The sequence below is a fragment of the Amycolatopsis sulphurea genome (assembly GCF_002564045.1).
GTDB classification, from domain to species: Bacteria; Actinomycetota; Actinomycetes; order Mycobacteriales; family Pseudonocardiaceae; genus Amycolatopsis; species Amycolatopsis sulphurea.
Genome location: NZ_PDJK01000002.1, coordinates 1839394 through 1857587, shown reverse-complemented (window position 1 = coordinate 1857587; position 18194 = coordinate 1839394). Strand labels below are relative to the sequence as shown.

The following is an 18194-nucleotide window of genomic DNA, read 5'->3' as shown; positions in this document are numbered from 1 at the left end:
TCGCCCCACCGTAGGCGATCAAGATCGGGTGGCGAGAGAAACACGCACAATCCACCGGATGGAGTCAACTGTCAGTGGGCGCGACCGTGCTGAAGAGGGTACGAGGGGGGTCGATCGACGGTGTCGAGGGTCGGGTGCCCGCTGTCGAGGGTGACTGCTTTTCCGCGCGGGTCCGGTGGGGAAGGGTGCTTCTCGGCGATCATGCCTTGTCCGCGACCACTTCTGGAGACCTGATGCAGTCCGCGCTTGGCTACGACCCGATCATCCGGGGGTGGGGACCGGTGTCCGCGATATGCCGGTCCTTCGTGGACGGGCTGGACGGCGACCTGCTCGGCGGCCGCGAGGTGATCGAGGCCGCCGGCCGGGACATGGGGCGGGTGTGCCAGGGCTTCCCGGCCGCCGTCCTGCGCCCGGGCAGCGCCGACGACGTCGCGCGGACGATCGGCAGGTGCGCCGACCTGCGGGTCCCCGTTGCCGCGCAGGGTGCCGGGCACACCGTGCACGGGCAGCGGCTCGCCCTCGGCGGGGTCGCGATCGACATGACCGCTCTGGATCGGGTCGTCCGGATCGATCCGCGTGGGCGGTGGGCGGAGGTGGAAGCCGGGATCCTCTGGGCCGATCTCGTGCCGCAGCTGTACGCGCGCGGATTGCGATTCGCCGGTGGGCACACCGGATATCTGGGCCTCAGCGTCGGCGGGACCTTGACCGTGGGCGGGATCAGCAACCAGCCGGGGGCCGGCGCCCAGGTGGATTCGGTCGAAGCACTGCAGGTGGCCACCGGCACCGGCGAACTCGTGTGGTGCTCTCCGGAGCAGCACCGCCGGTTGTTCGACTCCGCGCTGGCCGGGCTGGGCCAGGTCGGCGTGATCACCCGCGCCCGGCTCACGCTGGAACCAGCCCAGCCCCTGGTGTGGCGCGCCGTCGTCCCCTTCACCGACCAGCAGGAAGGCCTGCACGCCCTCCGGCACGCCGCCACCTCGGGCCGGTTCGACGAGGTGTACGCGATGGTGATGCCGCCGCGGGGCCGGGAACCGATGACCACAAATCTGCACCTGGCCGTCTACGAGGACCACCCGGCGGCCGACCACACCGCGTCCGTCGAGATGATCATCCGGGAGGCGTCCGGGAGCACGCACCCGGAAAACCGGATCCACGGGCGCGGCGTCGTCTGCTGGCTCGACCACATCACCTCGATCACCTCGACCATCGACGCCTGGATCGCGCGGCGAAAATGGGCCGACACCATCAAGATCTGGCTGGACGTCTTCCTGCCCGGCGCCACCGCCGACCGGATCATCCTGGACCAGCTGACCGCACTGGGCGCCGACGACTGGCACCCCGACGGCCTGTCGTTCGTCCTCGTCTTTCCCCACGACAGCACGAAATTCACCCGGCCACGCCTGCGCCTTCCCCAGCACCGCCGGAACCAGCCGCCCCAGCCCGGCGAGCTGACGCTGCTGTTCGACGTCCTCCGGGCCGCCCCCGCCGACTCCGGCACGGACTACATCCACCGCACCCTGCGCCGCACCGCCGCGGCAGCCGACGACCTGGAACAGGCCGCCGACGCCACGATCTACCCGATCGGCTCGCGTCCGCTGACCCCCAGCCACTGGCGCACGCATTACGGCGACAGCTGGCCGGAGGTGACGGCCGCTCTCGCGGAGTTCGACCCGGCGGCGATTCTGACGCCGGGGTTCGGGATTCCGCGTACTTGAGGTGGCTTTTGGGTTGAGGTGATTTTATCCGGTGGGTCGCCGGGGGATGGAAACCTGGATCTGAGGATTGAGGCCGCAGGCTCGATTGCGGTGGATCCGACTCAGTTTCCGCGGTGCCGAGAGGCACGTCCTTCGATTGTTCCAGCGATGCGCCGGTTCGGTAAGAACCGGCAGATCACAGCGCCCGCTGATTGAACTACCGGCGTTCCAGGCCTGGAACGGGTCGGAATCTGATGGCGTTCCCGTTGTCCTTGACTGCAAGGGGAACTCCGGCCGAAGCCCGATGTCTCCGCTGATGTCTGCCGGGGGCCCGGCAGCGGGTGATGCGGAGGTGTGTGCGGCCACCTCGTGGCGTGCGCCGGACCGGTTTCGGGTCTGTGAAGGGGCCCTTCACGGACTCTGAGTCCGTGAAGGGCCCCTTCACGGACCTCCACACCGACTTTGCCGATACCCTGTCCACCGGGCCCCGGACATCCGAGAGTTCGAAGCCCCACGGCTGGGTCAGCAGCCACGCCTCATAGGCGATCCCCTCCACGCCGTTCACCGCGGCAGCAGCTATCGAATCGAACAGATCGAGCACTACCTGGGGGTTCTCGGCCGCGCAGGCCTGATCCTCCGGCGCCATGGCCGAGATGATGACCTCCAGAGCGCTGTCGACGTTGTTCGCCGCCAGCGCCTGCTGCTCCAGGTGCGGGATCGCGGCCTCGGGGCCGGATGCCGCTGTGCGGAGGAAGTTCGTGGTGTCGCCCAAGCTCTCGAGCGCACCCGGCTTGTCCAGCTGACCGGCGCCGCTGATCACGACGGTGCGAAATGCCTGGTGTCGCCTTGGGCCGCGCAGGCCAGGGCGAACGGTCCGCCGCCCGAGATGCCGAGCACCTGGTACTGCTCGAGACCGAAGTGGTCGGCCAGCGCCGTGAGATCCGCGGGGTAGTCCAGAATCCGCCGCCCGGGCTGAGGTGAGGACAGGCCGATGCCGGGGCGGTCCGGCGCGATGATGCGCACTCCCGCGTCGCTCGCCAGCGCGTGCATGCCCTTGCCACTGACGCGGCAATTGCCGAGGCCGTGCAGCCAGAAGACCACCGGCGACGTCGGGTCGCCGAACTCACCCCACGCAACCTCACGCCCATCGGCCAGCCGGAAGTTCCCGAGGGGGTCCATGTCCGACCGGTCCTGCTCACTTCTCACGCTCCTCGTGGTGGGAGGCACCCGCCGTCCGGTGCTCTGCAGTCAACCGGCTCTATGCTAATCGACACAGTCCTGTCTACCGTGGTGAAACCATGCGGTGGCGTTACGCATCTCTGTTTGTTCCGATGGCCGTTGGCCGTCACGGCCCCCGACCGGGGCGGCGAAACATCCGCCGCGCATTTCGCCGTCCTCGCCGCGCTTGGGCAGCGGACGTCCCGCAGCCAGTACCGGTTCGCGCCCGCGTGAGCGACCTCAACGAGGCGTTGCACCTGCGCTCGCTGCGTGGCCACGTCTCGGTACAAGCCCCCGGCTCAGCATGCCGGCAAGAAGTTGCCGACCAAGGCAGCTGCGAAGAAGGCCGCGAAGAGAGATGAAGGCAGGAGCGGAGGGCGCGGTCGGTATCGTCGAGCTTGCACAGAGATTTTTGCTCGGAAAATTTCTCAATCACGTTGGATGGTTTGACGGTGGAAGAAGAACCGCAGTACGCAGACGACGGTGAAGTCGTTGTCGGTCCTGACGGCAGCAGGTGGAACTTCGTCACGGGATGGCTTGAGCCGGACGAAGTTCGACGCATCGTCAAAGCCGGTGCTGTGCTTGCTGTGGACGAATGTGCCGGGTGGCGATGGGGTGTTTCCCTTGACGATGAAGTGATGAAGCAAGTCGTCACGAGCGAGATGTCCCATAAGCTTGCCAGGGGGAAATACCCGGAGCACGTGATATTTGCGCCCACTCTGTGGCGGAAGGACGGGGGTACGGACGCTCTTGTGGTTTTGGGTGAAGAGGTGCCGAACAGAAGGAAGGTCATCGAGGAGCGGCGGGAGCCGTACAAATTCCCATTCGATGATTAGTGATAGCGGATCTCTTCGTTGGTCTCGATGGGTCGACCTCCTCGTTCATCAAGCTGCCGTTGGCGATATGCGCGTGTGCCTGAATCGGGTGACCGCGCATATCGCGCCGAAGGCGTTGGCGTAACGGCCTTGCAGCATGACACCCCGGTCAACGACGCGGTGGTGTTCGGCTCTCCTGGTCTCGGCGCCAACTCACGCGCCGATCTCAAAGTTCCTGAGGGCCATATGTTCTCGGCCTGGTCAGATCAAGATCCGGTGCCTAGCCTGGATGTCGCCAACCACTTCGGGGCCTCGCCATATGACGACGCGCAAGGCAGGATCGCGTCGGACTCACTGGACGGGATCCACCGCCTGTCGACCGAGAATGCCGTGGGCGTGGACGGGCAGCCCCTACACGTCACACACGAACACGGCCAGTACTTAGAAGGCAAATCCACCAGCCAATACAACATGGCCAGTGTCGTCGCGGGACGACCTGACCTGAAGGTCAGCTATATCCCGCCGGATTCCCTTCCGTCGCCGCCGCCGACACCGGGCCAGCCGATCCCCGCGCCGCCCGGTCGCGTCCCCCAGCCGCCACCACGATGACCAAGGGGTACCCCTGCGCAACATGAAACGCCTATGCCGACCGGTGCTCCCCGCTCTCTTGCTTGCCGTACCCTCGCCGCATGCACCGGCCCAGACGCGCCACGGGAGACGACGATGGACCAGAGGACACAACAGTTCGCGGAACTGATGAAACGCCCCGACATAGACCAGGCCAGTGCACGCTACGAACAGATGTACGGCGAGACACGACAGCGGCTAGTCGCCGAATTCCCGACGTTGCAATGGCGGCAAAGCTTGGAACAGACCTCGGCTTCCTGTGGGAACGACTTTGCCGCAGTGAACGCGGGCTTGCGAACACACGACGCGATTGTTCGAGGAATGGGCAATTGGGTCGGCACGGGCGGGTTTCGCGACGACCAGTGGGAACGTGCGCTCGCTACAGTGGGCGAAGTGGCGCATCAGTATGGGTTCGACGCGCACCCTAAGGTGATCGCTAACCAACCAGGCAACCACGAGTCCATCTTTCGCGATGAGTATAACGCAGAGCTTACTTTCGGCGTCGGTAAGAACGTCGGACTGACTTTCGAGTCCGGCTGTCACCTCACCGCTGAAGCCAAGAAACGCGGCACGCCAGCCCAGGGTCCCAGCTACTGATGGTTCAGCCATAAGCAGTCCCCCAGTGGCAGATGTCTATGCGGCCGGGAATTTGCGCTCGACCTCTCGATGGGACGACCTGCTGGAACATAGTAGGCGAATAGCAGCGGGAAGATCACGAGTAATATTGAGCGGAACCGCCGAACCGGTGCAACACAAAAGAAATGATCGCGGTGCGCCGCTTGCCTCGGCGACACCGCGATCCACGTGTTCAACTCGGCTGGATGGCCCAGATCGGCTTCGGCGGGAACGGTGCGACGCGGTAGGGCGGCGGTTCCGTGCGGTGCAGGTGGCGCACGAGGTAGTCCCAAGTACGCCGCGTGACGTAGTGGTGGCGGCCGTGGAGACTGTGCTCGACGCCGGGAATGAGCAGCATGTCGACATCGGCGTCGGCGTCGATGAGTGCGTTGACCAGGCGCAAACTCTGGTAGGGCAGCACATTGTCGTCCAGTTCGCCGTCTATCAGGAGGAGCTTGCCGCGTAGGTTGGCGGCTGACAGCGTGTTGACCAGCGCCCGGCGATTGTCCTCGGTGATTTCCCCGTGATTGTGCTCGACCCAGAACGGCAGGTAGATCGAAAAGTCGTGGGCGCCGGATTGGGCGACCCCCACCGAGTAGAACTCGGGGTGGGTCAGCAGGGCCCGGGCGGTGAAGAATCCGCCACCGGAGTGGCCGGTGATGCCGGCCCGGTCGGTGTCGAGCCAGGCGTGGCGCCGGCCGAGTTCGCGGATGGCGGCGACGTGGTCGTCCAGCGCCGCGGCCATGCCGAGGTCGCCGTAGGAGTAGTCAAGGAAAGCCTTGCTGCGCAAGGGAGTTCCCCGACCGTCGACCGCGACGACGGCGAATCCGAGTGCGGCCAGTGCCTCGGCCTCACCGGTGAACAGGTTGCGGAACGCCGGCGCCGCGCGCTGAATGTTGGGTCCGGGATAGGCGTGATCCACGACCGGGTACCGCCGCGCCGGGTCGAAGCCGTGCGGGCGCCACAACAGCCCGTAGATCGGGGTGTGCCCGTCGGCGGCGAGCGCCTGGAATCGTTCGGGCGGGCTCCACCCGGCTGCCTCCAGCGCGGACGTGTCCGGGGCCTCCAGTTCCACCAGCACCTCACCCTCGGCGCCGAGCACCCGGGAGCGGGCCGGAAGCGCGATGGTGGAGGCCCGGTCGACGAGGTATTCGCCGTTGGGCGGGGCGATCGCGTCGTGGTCCAGTTCGTCCTCGGTGATCCGCGCGAACTCGCCACCGTCGAGATCCACCCGGCAGATCTGGCGGACGTAGGGGTCCTCGCTCAGGCCGCAGGCCAGGAACCACACCCGGCGGCGGTCTTCGTCGATCCGCAGGACCTCGCGGACGAGCCAGGGTCCCTCGGTGATCTGCCCGAGCTGCTCGCCCTCGGCCGAGTAGAGATATAGGTGTCCCCAGCCGTCGCGTTGGGACCACCACAGGATCTCCCCCGAATCCAGGAAGCGCACCAGCGGCGACACGTGCAGGAACGGCGAGGCATCGACGCGAGTCTCGGCGGTCTCGGTGATCAGCGTCTTCATCGCGCCGGTTGCGGGGTCCAGGCGGCGCAGTTCGAGGGTGCGCCCGTCCCGGGACTGGTGCAGGACGTGCACGGTCTCGCCGTCTTCCGACCACCACCGGCGCTGGAGGGCGTAGGGAGTGCCCAGGATCTCCGGTTCGCCCGGGACGGTCAGGTTCTCCTTGGTGCGCACGTCGAGCACGTGCCACGTCATCGTCGGCTGCGCCTCGTCGCCGGGCATCGGGTAGCGCACCCGGTGGGTCACCGGCCGTCCGCCGTCCTTCGGGCTGGATTCCACGAGGACCTGCTCGGGCAACTCGCGCTGATCGATCCGGTGGGTGATCAACCGGGTGGAGTCCGGCGACCATTCCGCCACGAGCAGCGAATCCATCCCCAGCAGGGGCAGCTTCACCTTGGTCGCGGCCTCGGCCACTCCGCCGTAGTCCCAGTGCTCCTCGGCGTCGTCGGTGAGCCCGAACTCCTGCTCCCCGTCCCGGCTGCGCACCCAGACGTTGCCGTCCCGCCGGAACGCCACCCACGCCCGGTCCGGCGACGCGATCTCCCACGGCAACGGCACCGGGTCGTCCTCGACCCGGGTGCAGGTCCCGGCCTGATCCGACCATTCCCAGCGTGCGTCCAACGCGGAGAAGCGGATGACGCCGGGGACCTCGAACTCGATCGACGTGAGCGGCAGATCGTCGGCCTCCACGGCCGTCCCGCTCACCCGGGACAGCGCGGCGGCGAGCCGGTCGTGGTCGAACGCGTCGCGCCGGGTGCTCGTCGCGGGCTCGACCAGGACGTGGCGTCCCCCGGCCTCGTACCAGAATCGCGCCCCGTCGTCCGACCATTGCGGGACCACCTCGCCCCGCGGCACGAGCCGTGCCCGGTACGGCGCGAGCATCTGTTCCGCGCGGGCGTAGTCGGTTGTGGTGAGCTGGACGTGTTCGGCCGAGTCGATCACAGCGGATCCTTTCGTCGGGACCAGGCCGACGACGACACGCTCCGACGCCGCGTCGGGGTCAACGCTAAGGTGAGCCAGGTCACAAACCGTCGCCGCGCCCGGCCGAAGGAGAGAACCGTTGCTCAGTAGCGAACTCGCCGACGTTGCCGGGGTCACCGTCCGCATGCTGCGCCACTACCACCAGATGGGGCTGTTGCCCGAACCGCCGCGGTCCGCGGGCGGCTATCGGCAGTACGACGTGGGCCACCTGGTCCGGCTGCTGCGCATCACCCGGCTGACCGCCCTCGGCGTCCCGCTGGCCGGCATCCCCGCGGTGCTGGACGATCCGGCCGCCGCCGAGCGCCTGCTGGACGAACTCGACCGGAAGACCGCCGCCGAGATCGACCGGCTCACCGCGCGGCGGGAAAGCATCGCCGTGCTGCGCCGCACCGGCTCCCCGCCGGACTTGCCCCCGGACCTCGCCGCTCTCCGCTCGCCCGGCGCGCAGGAGCCCCCGATGAACCGGCACCAGCACGAGCATCTGTTACTGGCCGGGCACTTGCTCGAAGAGGCCGGCCGTGCCGAATTCTTCGCCGTGCTCAGCACCAGCACGCCGGCCATCGCTCCCCTCGCGGCGCGGCTCTACGCCCTGGACGCGAACACGCCGGAAGACGACCTCGCTCAGCTGGTCGACGATATGGCCGCCCTGCTGAAACCGATGACCGCGGAACTGCGCGAGCTGCCACGGCTCGACCGGCGGGCGAAGGCGCTGCTGGATGAGCTGAGTGAACAGAACCTCCCGCCGGTCCAGCGCCTCGTGCTGCACCGGATCGAACAACGGCTCGCGCAGGCCGGGCCGGAAGTGCCTGCCGCCGTTCCGGGAGCAGCGCAGCAGTGATGTGACGTAGGCCACAACGTCTGCCTGTCCCTGGGCGCCGTAGCCGCTCGTCCACCCGGCGAAAGCACCGACGGAGGAGGACACCATGCACAAGGTCATCGTTGCCGAATTCCTGACGCTCGACGGCATTGTCGAGGATCCGGACGGCTCGGGCGGCACCCCGCACGGCGGCTGGGCGTTCCGCTACGGTCCGGGCCCGGTCTCCGGCGACAAGTTCCACCTGGGCACCGTGCTCGACACCGGCGTGAACCACGCGTCCAGCCAACTCGGCGACATGATCCCTCATCGGCGACGGACTGGCCGCGCACGCTGGTGACACTTGTCCGCCGGACGCCTGACCGGGACGTCACCGGCGTGCCCGGACCAGCCCACGACCGGCCCGCATCCCGATCCTGCGCGGCGATCGAGGTGCTGACCAGCCCACCTTCGTCGACGAGGCTCACGCGCGTCCATCATCCCCATTCCGGCGAGATCAACTCACCTGAGGTGATCTCTCGCTGTAGAATTGTCTGGCCCAGCGGCGATATTCCATGATCGGGCCGTCGCCCTTGATCAGTTTGGGGCGGTCGAGGTAGGTCTTGTTCGTCCAGATGGGCAAGTCTTTGGACACGTCATGGTCGAAGAACAGCACCATTGCTGTGCTGAGCAGTCTGGCCACGGGTGCCGGCGGCCTGCGATCGAGAACTTGCTCGATCCGGCCCGCGATCCTCAGCTCGATGTGCAGCGGATCGATCGGTGTGGGCAGCATCCAGAGCTGGGCGCGTGCTCGAAGCTTCGGAATGTAGGTTCGTGCGATCGCGAACCCGACGCCGTACAGTCGCATCTCCAGCGTCGCGCCGAGCGCGCCGAAGAGTCCGACGTGTCCGCCTTCGACCGGGTTGATGTCGAGGTTGATCACCATTTCGTTGCCCGTGTATCGGGTGCGCAGGTTATCGCCTGCGATATTGTGCACGGGGGGAAAGTGGCCGAGGTCGATACCGTTTTCCAGAATGTCCTGGGGATGGTCGTTGAGCGTGTGGACGACGTGCCGGGGGGCGCACAGGCCCTCCGCCGGTGTGGCGGGGACTTCCCAGTCAGGGGGGTGTCCTTGAGCGTGGTGCCAAAGGAGGATGACACTGTCGATCTCGCGCACCTCCCATGTTGTCAGCTGGGCGTTGGGCGGTGGTGGTGCGCCGCATCCGGTCCGCACGCAGGTTCCGGATGGGTCGAAGGCGAAGCCGTGGAACGGGCAGACGATGTCGTCACCCTCGATTCTGCCGCCGTGGGCGAGGTGGGCTCCCAGATGCGGGCAGAAGGGGCGCACGGCTCGAAGCAACCCGGTGCGGGTGCGGTAGAGCACGACATCTTCGCCGAGGAAACGCCGGGCCAGTACCCGCCCGGGCGGCAGTTCGTCACGGAAGGCCACGGCGAACCAGCCGTCGGGATACGGCAGCCGTGGTACCGCCCCGTTCTCTGCCGGCCGCGTGGTTCTATCGCTGGTACGGGTGGACCAAAACGGGGAGTGTTTTCCTAAGGCCCTCATGAACCGGACCGCTCCCTTCTCTGTTGACGCGGCATCGGTGGTGAAGATTGTCATTATGCGGCGGAGAGCACGATATTTCGCCATGCGCGTTGTCGGCAGTCGTAATCGGCGAAGTATATTGATCACAGAAATCCTGTGTCTGCCCGACGTGCATGGACGCTACACCGCACTATAGGCGGAGCCAAAGCGTCGGTCCACGGGGTGAACCACGGTCCACACGGTGGACCACCCTATTGAGGTCGGCTCCACGGCGGCCTAGCTTCGGTGTCAGCATCCGCAGCCGTCTAGCAACGATGACCATGGTGAACCACTGGCCCGCGCTCGACGATCCGTTACCGTGGCAGGCCTTGGAGCCGAGGGGTCATCGGGACAACCGGAGTCGGTCATGGCATGGACAGAATGGACAGCACCGGGTCAGCTCAGGGTCCTTCTCGAAGGTGGTCCGGAAGACGTCTCGCCAGAGTATCTCAGCGATTGTGGACTGGATTCCCAGGTGAAGGTCCCGCATCGGTCCGGCTGGGAACACTATGAGTTCTCGGGTGTCCATCGTGAGCACGAGGGAGGATCTTTGCCAGTGTTCCATTGGATATACCGGACCAGGGTCGCCGAATGAAACATTCACCCACCACTGCGGGACTGTCCTCGGCCGTGAACCTGGCGGCCACGACGGGCAATGGCGCGAGAGAGGCCCAGGCAGCCCGCAGCTACGGTTTACGCACGAGGCCGGACGGGCTTGTCGAACTCGAGTTCAGCCACACTGTCACCATGGGTGAGACCAGCTCCGTCGGATTTGTGTACTTCTCCAAGCTGATCGACTGGCAGGGACAGTACCGCGAATTGTTCGGTATCGAACGGATTCGTAATTACATGGAGACGCTCGGCGGAGATACCACGATGGTCACGCACTCCTGTTCCTGCCAGTACTTCAACGAGATCTGGTTCGCCGATCGGGTTCTCGTCCGTATCACGGTTCCCTGGGTTCGGATGCAGTTCGCGCAAGGGGTGTTCGAGTACTATCGCGCGACGGAAACCGGTGAGGTGCTCGCCGCCAAGGGCGAACAGGTCTGGATGAGCGCACGTAGACAGGGAAACGTATTCTCGCCGGGCCCGTGGCCGCAGGAGTTCCTGGACGCGACCCGTGAACTCGGGGCCGACACCTCCCGTGCGCTGGTTGCCTGAGGGTTCCGCTCGTTCATCCGGTCGATCGTGACATTTCTGTTGGGAGCATTGTGATGACCTCACGTACCGCGGTTCTGTTTCCGGGCCTGGGCGGGTACGCCCCCGGAGCGCTGGCCAAGCTCGCCGCGGATCATCCGGCGGTGTCGCAGACGCTGGCACCTCTCGACGAGGCGGCGCGGGAGTACGGCCACCCAGCGCTGACCGAGCTGCTGACCGATCCGGACGGCCCGGAGATCGAGGATCTCGCGCGGACCCCGACCCGGCTGCACCTGGCTGCCTTCGGGATCGGCCTGAGCGTGCACGCGGTGTTGCGGGCCGAGGGGTTCGAGGGGGACGTGGTGCTGGGCCAGAGCACCGGCGAGATGACGGCGTTGGCCGCGGCCGGCTGTCTCACCCCTTATGACGCGACCAGGGTGCTTTGCGAGCGAGAGGCGGCACTGTCCGAAGCAGACTCCGGCGGCGGGCTGGTCGCGGTGGGGGCCGGCGCTGAGCGTGCGGACTGTCTGCGCCGCGCGATCGGGGACTGGACATTGAGTGTGGCGTTGGTCAACGCTCCGCGGCAGACGGTGCTGGCCGGCCGTGAGCACGGTCTGGCGGTCGTGGAGAAGCTGGCTCGCGTCGTGGGCGTGCAGGCCACTCGATTGCCCGTGCCCCATCCGCACCACAGCCCGCTGCTGGCCGCGGCGGCCCGCAGGCTCGCCGAAACCACCAGTAGCTATCAGCTCAATGCTCCGCGGTTAGCGGTGTACTCACCCATTCTCCGCCGTTATCTCACCCATGCCGCCGATGTGCGCGAACTCATCGTCGGTCAGCTCACCGGGCCGGTGTATTTCGCCGAGGCGATCCGGGCCCTGTACGGCTCCGCGGAGGTGGACTGGTTCCTGGAGGTGGGGGCCAGGTCGGTGCTGACGGACCTGGCCGCGCAGTCGCTACCGGCCGGGGTCAGGATCAGCGCCGCGTTGCGTGAGCCTGTGGGACTGGACGATCTGCTGACAGCAGTGCGCAACCCGGCCGCGGTCGTGCCGCCGCGGCGGCACACCGGCCCCGCCCCGGCGGAGCGGCCGCCCGCGACCTCGGCGGACTCCGAGGACACCGTGACGACGGCGCCGGACCAGCCGCCGGTCCCGTCCGGCAACGGCGCCGGACCGGCTGTTCCGGCACGCCCGCAGCTCACCACCGAACTTCGCCAGCTGTTCTCCGGCGCCCTCGGCTACCCCGAGGACGTATTCACCGACGACGCCCATTTCGAGGCCGATCTGGGCATCACGTCGGTACGCAAGACCGAGCTGCTGGTCAAGGTGCTGGATCGCTACGACCTGCCGACACCGACCTCCGATATCCGGGTCCGGGATTTCAGCACATTGCCGAAACTGGTCGATCTGATCTACCTGCTGGCACCACGTCCGGACCAGACCGGTGCCTGACCCGCTCTGCTGAGAACTTCGCGTATAAGGAGCTCACGCCGTGACCGAAGAGTTCACTGGACACAGTCCCCCGGGCCGGGCTCGGGCGGGGCACGAGCGGGCCGTCGCTGTGGTGGGAATGGGTGTGGTGGCCCCGGGAGCCAGCAGCCCGGCACAGTTGTGGCGGGTGCTGGGCCAGGACCACAACACCTTTGGTGAGCCGGAGTGGTTCGACCTCGGCCCGTGGTTCTCGGCGGACCGTGATGCGGAGGACAAAGGCTACATCCGCCGGGGCGGGTTCCTGCGCGATTTCCGTCCGCATCCTGAGCTTTCGGCCGAGTTGGAGCGGGGATGCTGGCAGGGGCGTGACCAGACGACCGTGCTGCTGCGGCACTGCCTGATGCAAGCGCGCGAGGGCGTCGCCACCGCGACGAAAGACCGCTTCGGCTGCTATATGACCGCGACCTCGGGCGGCAGCCTGACGCTGGAGGAGTCGATCCTGACCTCGGTCGCGGCCGGCCACGGCGGCGATCCCGCCGCGCTGGCGGCGCGGTATCCCCGTGCGGCCCATCGGCGGCGGGAGGCATTGCCGGACATGGTGGTACGCAACGCGTTCGCCGGCCTCCTGCCCGAGGGCACCGACTGGCTTGCCCTCGACACCGCCTGCTCGTCCGCGTTGTATGCCATCGATCTCGGTGCGAAGAGCTTGCTGGCCGGCGACTGCGACATCGCTTTCTGCGGTGGCGGCAACACCGGGTCCCGCCGGGACGTGGTGCTGTTCTCCAAACTCAATGGCCTTTCGCCCACCGGCGAACTGCGGGCTTTCGACGCGGACGCCGGCGGTGTGCTGTTCTCCGACGCCGCCGCAGTGGCCACCCTCAAGCGGCTGGACCGGGCAGTGGCCGACAACGACGATATTCTCGCGGTGCTGGGCGGCTTCGGTGGTTCCACCGACGGCCAGGGCAGCGTGATGGCTCCCGACATCGCCGGACTGCGGCTGGCCATCCACCGCGCCCGCTCGGTCAACGCCACCGATCCGTCCACAGTGGACTGGGTGATCGCGCACGGCACCGGAACACCGGTCGGTGACCTGGTCGAGTTGCAGGCACTGACCGAACTGGCCGGCGAGCACCGGCAGTTGTGTACGTCGAACAAGCCACTGCTCGGCCACGCGGCTTGGGCTGCGGGCGCGGTGTCGATGGTGCATGCCCTGCTGGCGTTGCGGCACGGCATTGTTCGCGGTGAGCGGTATTTCACGGCGTTGCCGGCGGACGCGCCACATGGCGCGGTGACCATCCCGGTCAGCGACGTGCCGTGGCACCCCACTCCCGGCCGGCCCCGGGTCGTGGGCATTTCCGCGCTGGGCTTCGGTGGTACCAACGGCCATCTCCTGGCCGGCGATCTCGACGCCGACGCCGATCCACCCCAGGCCACCCCCGCGGCTGTCGAGCAGGAGACCGTGCTGGTCGGCTGGGCCGCGCACCTCCCGGGCGCCCCGACGGCGCAGCAAGTCCGGAGCTGGGTGCGCACCGGCGAGCACGCGCCCGCCCGGTCGTTCGGAGAGCTGTACCCCCTCCCGCCGATCCGGCGGCTGAAGATGCCACCGGTCGCCGCCCGCTCGACCGATCGAACCCACCTCATGGGGATCGCCGCGGTCGAGCAGTTCGTTGCCGACCAAGGTGAACCGTGGCACCGGTACCGGGAGACCACGGGGGTGTTCACCGCTCACATGGGTCCCACCCGCTCCTTGATCGAGTACACCGTCCGCACAGGTGCCACCGATCTCACGCGCGCCCTGCCCCGGCAGGATGCCCTGGCCGAGTCCCTGGCCTTGTTGAAGCAGCGGCTGCCCGCGGCCAACGGAGACTCCATGCCGGGCTACTTGGCCAGTGTCATCTCCTCACGGGTGGCCAACCGGCTCCGCCTGCACGGGGTGTCCATGGCGCTGGACTCGGGGCACGCTTCCACCCAGGCCGCGCTGCACGTGGCCAGGCGGTACCTGGCCACCGGTGAGCTGGACGTCGCGCTGGTGCTGGCGGTCAACGGAAACAGCACGCCGATCATGGCCGAGTTCACCGAGACCGCCCCCGGCCTGCTGGCCGAAGGTGCGGTCCTGCTGGTGCTCACCCGCCGGTCACTGGCCACCGAACAGGGCTGGCCGGTGCTGGCCCGGGTCCACACCGGCACCGGCCGGCCCGGCGACGAAGACAGGACCCACCGGATCCGGTGGGGGGAGCGCACGGCCGAGCCCAGCTATCTCGGTGCGGACGGCGCGCTGGGTCTGCTGCGTGCGCTGGAGTCCGGGCTGTCCGAGGTGGAGATCGCCAGCCAGGATCCCGGGCCGCGCGTTACGTTCTACCCCACCACCACCGGAGCGGACCGGCCCGCGACACCCGCGATGGCGCACCGGTCGGTGGTGGTCGCTCGCCGCCGCGATGCGGTCCCCGGTTCCGCACCGCTGCTCCCGATCCCGCCCGGCGGGGTGCTCCTGGTCAGCTCGGCCACGATCGCCGCGGAGCTGGCCGCTCCCGCCCGCCGCGCCGGCGCCACGCTGCTGTGCACCGAATCCACCGAGACGGCGTTACCCGCATTGGACGGCGCTAGTCCGCACGTGCGCATCATCGCGTCGGCCCGGGATGAAACGGCCAGGTGGCCTGCGGCGCCCTCAGCCGCGCTGCTGCGGCTGCAGGAGTGGGCTCTGCTGGCCTGTCAACGCCTCGGTGCCCGGCTGGACCATGGGTCCGTTGCCGCGCTGCTGCTGGATCCGCTGCGAGGGCAGGCCATCCACCCGCACCTGACCTTGATCACCGGATTCATCCGCAGCCTGGCTCTCGAGGTGCCATGCCCCGCCTTTGCGGTGGTCACCGACGCCACCCTGTCGGCGGGCCTGGAGCAACTGGCCGCGGAATCGGCCGCATGCCGGGACCGGGCCGTGCTCCTTTACCGCTGTGGGGCCCGCTACGTCGAGCAGGCGTGCCCCGCTCCGCTGCCCGCAGCCCGCCCGGACAGTCCACTGTGTCTCGTCGACGACGCGGTCGTGGTAGCCACCGGAGGCGGCCGGGGAGTCACTTCGGTGGCGGTGACCGCACTCGCCCAGCGCATACGGCTCAAGGTGTGGCTGCTGGGCACCACACCCCTGCAGGATCTCCCCGACGGTCTTCTCGACACCGCGGACGGGGAGCTGGCACCGGCGCGGGCCGCGTTCATCGCGGCGAGGCTGAAGAGCGACCGCGATCTCCGGGTGGCCGATCTGAACCACCAGTTCGACGATCTGCTGCGGATCAGGGAAATCACCTTGACACTGCGGCGGCTGCGGCGGCTGTGCGGTGCGGATCGGGTGCACTACCTCGTCTGCGATATCGCTGCCGCGGATCAAATCCACGCTGTGGCCCGCCAGATCACCGACACCGAGGGCACCGTGGACCTGCTCGTCCACGGCGCCGGGCGGCTGGGCTCGGCCATGGTGGCGGACAAGACGCTGGCCGGGTTCCGCGCCGTCCGCGACACCAAGGTGACCGGCTATCACAACCTCAAGCAGGCGTTCGCCGATCCCGCCCCCCGGCTGTGGTGCAACTTCAGTTCGGCCAGCGGCCTGGTCGGCTGGCCGGGCGACACCGACTACTCACCGGCCAACGAGTACCTCACCGCCGCCGCGCGTTACGAAAGCCAGGTGCGCGGCACCACCGAGTTCACCATCGGCTGGGGTCTGTGGGCCGAGACCGGAATGGTTCGCCACATCCTCGACACCCTCTCCCGCCGGCACCACATGACCGGCCTGACCAACAACCAGGGCGCCGAGGTGTTCCTCACCGAACTCGCCGAGCCCCGGCCGCCGGAGCCGGTCTCGCTCTACGGCCTGGGCGAGGACGGCGGCTGGCCTCGTGCCCGGGACTTCACAGCCCGCCCGGCCACCACCGCCGCTCGCCGGCCCCACCGGCAGGGGGTGCTGCTCACCCCCGCCCCGTCCGATACGGACACTGCCGCATCCTGGACCTGGCAGGCCGACCCCGAGCGTGACGGCTACCTGCGCGAACACGTGATCGACGGTCGGCCTGTGCTGCCCGCGGTGATCATGCTGGCCATGGCCGGCGAAGCAGCCACACGTCTCGCTCCGGGCACCACCCTGACCGGGTTCCGGGGCTTCCGTATCGAGGAGCCCCTCTACGCTGATCCGGACAGTGGAACTCCCGCGTCGTGCCGAATCCACGCCGTACACCGCGATCCCACCACGGTGGACGTGAGTATCCGGTCCGACCTCACCACACCGGACGGACGACTGCTCCGTCGCGACCGCCTGCACTGCCACACCTCCGTCACCCTCGGCGCGCCCCCCGGTTCCGTGCGTCGGCCAGGTGGCACCGGGTCATACCGGGCACGGCTGGACGACGACACCACGATGCGCCCCGACATCCCCGTCCGGCTGTCCGGAGTCTGGCGCACCCTGTCCGACCTCACCGCGGACCCCACCGGCGCGCACGCCCGATGGCTACCCCACGCCGAACCAGGTGGCGTGTTCGCCCACCTATGCCTGCCCGCCCTGCTGCTGGATTCCCTGTGCCGGTTGTCCACCTGGCATGGACCTGGCCTGCTGCACATGGGTGTGCCCCTGAGCATCGAACACGTCGAGCTGTTCACCACCGACTCCGACGTCGCACTTGCCCGCCGTCATCCCGCCGGGCTCGACCTCTACCACGACGCCGCCACCGGCAGCTACCACGCGGTCGCGCCGGCGGGGGAGGTCCTCGTGCGCATCACCGGCTTCAAGGACCACGTCGTGCGCACCGTCCCGATCCCGATCCACTACCCGCAATGGCGACCCGTGCACGGAGGAGGTAACCCATGAGCGGCAGTCCCGTCGGCATGTCTCGAGTGGGCCTGCCTGAAGGCGTGGACGCACGCCGGCGCATGCCCGCACCGGTAGCCGTCTGGGCCGGGATCGGCGTCATGTTCCTCGCCGTCGAGGTGTGGGTGCTGACACGCTGGATCATCAACGGAGGCCTCCACCTGGTACCCGGCCACGGCGCAATATCACCAGCCCACAAAGCAGTCTTGTGGGTATGGCAGATTTTCCTCGTGGTAGCATTCTGCGCGACTGCCTGGCACGCGGCGCGCACCTCCCGCCGCGACGGACACCTCAGCGTGTTCGCAGCATTTTTCATCGGGTACTTCACCAGCTTCTGGCTGACACCGATATTCAACTATCAAGATCAAGTTTTCCTGCCCTCGCCCCATGGCCTCAATGTGAGCAGCTGGGCACGCTACATCCCTGGCTGGCATGGACCCAACCTGGACCAGCAAGTCGAATCGGTTATTACTGCCACCGGGTTCGCTGTTGCTCTCTCGCTCTACTGGGTCTATGTCGCGCTCTTCGTTCTCCGGCGCTTTGTCCGCAGCAGGCCCCGCTGGGGAGTCGTCAGGACATTGGCTGCGACCGTACTTGCCGCAATCATCACCAACACCATCCTCGACTCACATTTTATGTTGTTTGAATTGGACTATTGGCCCATGCCCACGAACCTGGCACTGTTCGCGGGAACACCTAATCAAATGCCCTGGTATGAAACCTTGGGGCCTTCCATATTCGTAGGGCTACCGGGTGCATTCATGATCTACCGGGCACAGGAAAGTAACACTGAAGTACATTTCTTGCGGGGCAGCGAGCGCTTGTCACTGAGACTGCTCGCCGGGATCGGATTCGCCCAACTGTGCATGTTCCTCTATGTTTCCTGGAACGCGATTTCTGCGGGCTGGCAGTTGTGAGACCGTGCACCTGGGAAGGAAGCGGG

15 protein-coding genes are annotated in these 18194 nt (G+C 67.5%); 11 read left to right on the top strand and 4 right to left on the bottom strand.

Annotated features, from left to right (window positions below; all coding sequences use genetic code 11):
- The first annotated feature begins 233 nt into the window (after positions 1 to 233).
- The gene (locus ATK36_RS14655; RefSeq protein WP_098511936.1) at positions 234 to 1715 is read left to right on the top strand and encodes an FAD-binding protein; all 1482 of its coding nucleotides are present in this window, start codon (positions 234 to 236) and stop codon (positions 1713 to 1715) included.
- A 196-nt stretch (positions 1716 to 1911) separates the two neighbouring features.
- Here the strand turns inward: ATK36_RS14655 and ATK36_RS14650 are convergent, their stop codons facing one another.
- Positions 1912 to 2514: a hypothetical protein gene (locus ATK36_RS14650; protein WP_098511935.1), complete on the bottom strand. Its 603-nt coding sequence runs from the start codon at positions 2512 to 2514 to the stop codon at positions 1912 to 1914.
- Complete coding sequence (locus ATK36_RS14645; protein WP_098511933.1) at positions 2511 to 2873, bottom strand: alpha/beta fold hydrolase; 363 nt, start codon at positions 2871 to 2873, stop codon at positions 2511 to 2513. Before ATK36_RS14645 ends, ATK36_RS14650 begins: the two co-directional genes overlap by 4 nt.
- Positions 2874 to 3358: 485 nt before the next feature.
- On the opposite strand from ATK36_RS14645, the gene ATK36_RS31480 reads away from it, so the two are divergent.
- The 3 genes from ATK36_RS31480 (at position 3359) to ATK36_RS14630 (ending at position 4951) form a co-directional block, all read left to right on the top strand.
- Complete coding sequence (locus tag ATK36_RS31480; RefSeq protein WP_141544440.1) at positions 3359 to 3748, top strand: hypothetical protein; 390 nt, start codon at positions 3359 to 3361, stop codon at positions 3746 to 3748.
- A 129-nt stretch (positions 3749 to 3877) separates the two neighbouring features.
- Complete coding sequence (locus tag ATK36_RS14635) at positions 3878 to 4336, top strand: alpha/beta hydrolase (protein WP_170069739.1); 459 nt, start codon at positions 3878 to 3880, stop codon at positions 4334 to 4336.
- Positions 4337 to 4369: 33 nt separating this feature from the next.
- Positions 4370 to 4951, top strand: coding sequence for an LppA family lipoprotein (locus ATK36_RS14630; RefSeq protein ID WP_098511930.1), 582 nt, complete (start codon positions 4370 to 4372; stop codon positions 4949 to 4951).
- Positions 4952 to 5162: 211 nt separating this feature from the next.
- Here ATK36_RS14630 and ATK36_RS14625 read toward each other — a convergent pair whose 3' ends face one another.
- On the bottom strand, positions 5163 to 7427 hold the full coding sequence (locus ATK36_RS14625) for a S9 family peptidase (RefSeq protein WP_245914739.1): 2265 nt from the start codon (positions 7425 to 7427) through the stop codon (positions 5163 to 5165).
- Between the two features lie 118 nt (positions 7428 to 7545).
- On the opposite strand from ATK36_RS14625, the gene ATK36_RS14620 reads away from it, so the two are divergent.
- Together ATK36_RS14620 and ATK36_RS14615 are read left to right on the top strand one after the other, a co-directional pair.
- Positions 7546 to 8304 carry a MerR family transcriptional regulator gene (locus tag ATK36_RS14620; RefSeq protein ID WP_098511929.1) on the top strand — a complete coding sequence of 253 codons (759 nt, stop codon included), beginning with the start codon at positions 7546 to 7548 and terminating at the stop codon, positions 8302 to 8304.
- Between the two features lie 85 nt (positions 8305 to 8389).
- Positions 8390 to 8620, top strand: coding sequence for a hypothetical protein (locus tag ATK36_RS14615; protein ID WP_387000901.1), 231 nt, complete (start codon positions 8390 to 8392; stop codon positions 8618 to 8620).
- A 156-nt stretch (positions 8621 to 8776) separates the two neighbouring features.
- Here ATK36_RS14615 and ATK36_RS14610 read toward each other — a convergent pair whose 3' ends face one another.
- Positions 8777 to 9709 carry a Rieske 2Fe-2S domain-containing protein gene (locus ATK36_RS14610; RefSeq protein ID WP_170069737.1) on the bottom strand — a complete coding sequence of 311 codons (933 nt, stop codon included), beginning with the start codon at positions 9707 to 9709 and terminating at the stop codon, positions 8777 to 8779.
- A gap of 502 nt (positions 9710 to 10211) precedes the next feature.
- Here ATK36_RS14610 and ATK36_RS34680 point away from each other — a divergent pair.
- The 5 genes from ATK36_RS34680 to ATK36_RS14590 are packed head-to-tail and all read left to right on the top strand — an operon-like array spanning position 10212 to position 18168.
- Positions 10212 to 10439 (top strand): DUF5988 family protein, encoded by a 228-nt coding sequence (locus ATK36_RS34680; protein WP_387000907.1) that lies wholly within the window; start codon positions 10212 to 10214, stop codon positions 10437 to 10439.
- Positions 10436 to 11005 (top strand): acyl-CoA thioesterase, encoded by a 570-nt coding sequence (locus ATK36_RS14605; RefSeq protein ID WP_098511926.1) that lies wholly within the window; start codon positions 10436 to 10438, stop codon positions 11003 to 11005. Before ATK36_RS34680 ends, ATK36_RS14605 begins: the two co-directional genes overlap by 4 nt.
- Before the next feature lie 53 nt (positions 11006 to 11058).
- Positions 11059 to 12429, top strand: coding sequence for an acyltransferase domain-containing protein (locus ATK36_RS14600; RefSeq protein ID WP_098511924.1), 1371 nt, complete (start codon positions 11059 to 11061; stop codon positions 12427 to 12429).
- A gap of 40 nt (positions 12430 to 12469) precedes the next feature.
- Positions 12470 to 17251, top strand: a complete 4782-nt coding sequence (locus ATK36_RS14595) for an SDR family oxidoreductase (RefSeq protein WP_141544439.1) — start codon at positions 12470 to 12472, stop codon at positions 17249 to 17251.
- The gene (locus tag ATK36_RS14590) at positions 17248 to 18168 is read left to right on the top strand and encodes a spirocyclase AveC family protein (RefSeq protein WP_098511921.1); all 921 of its coding nucleotides are present in this window, start codon (positions 17248 to 17250) and stop codon (positions 18166 to 18168) included. The genes ATK36_RS14595 and ATK36_RS14590 overlap by 4 nt, the downstream gene beginning before the upstream one ends.
- Positions 18169 to 18194 lie beyond the last annotated feature (26 nt).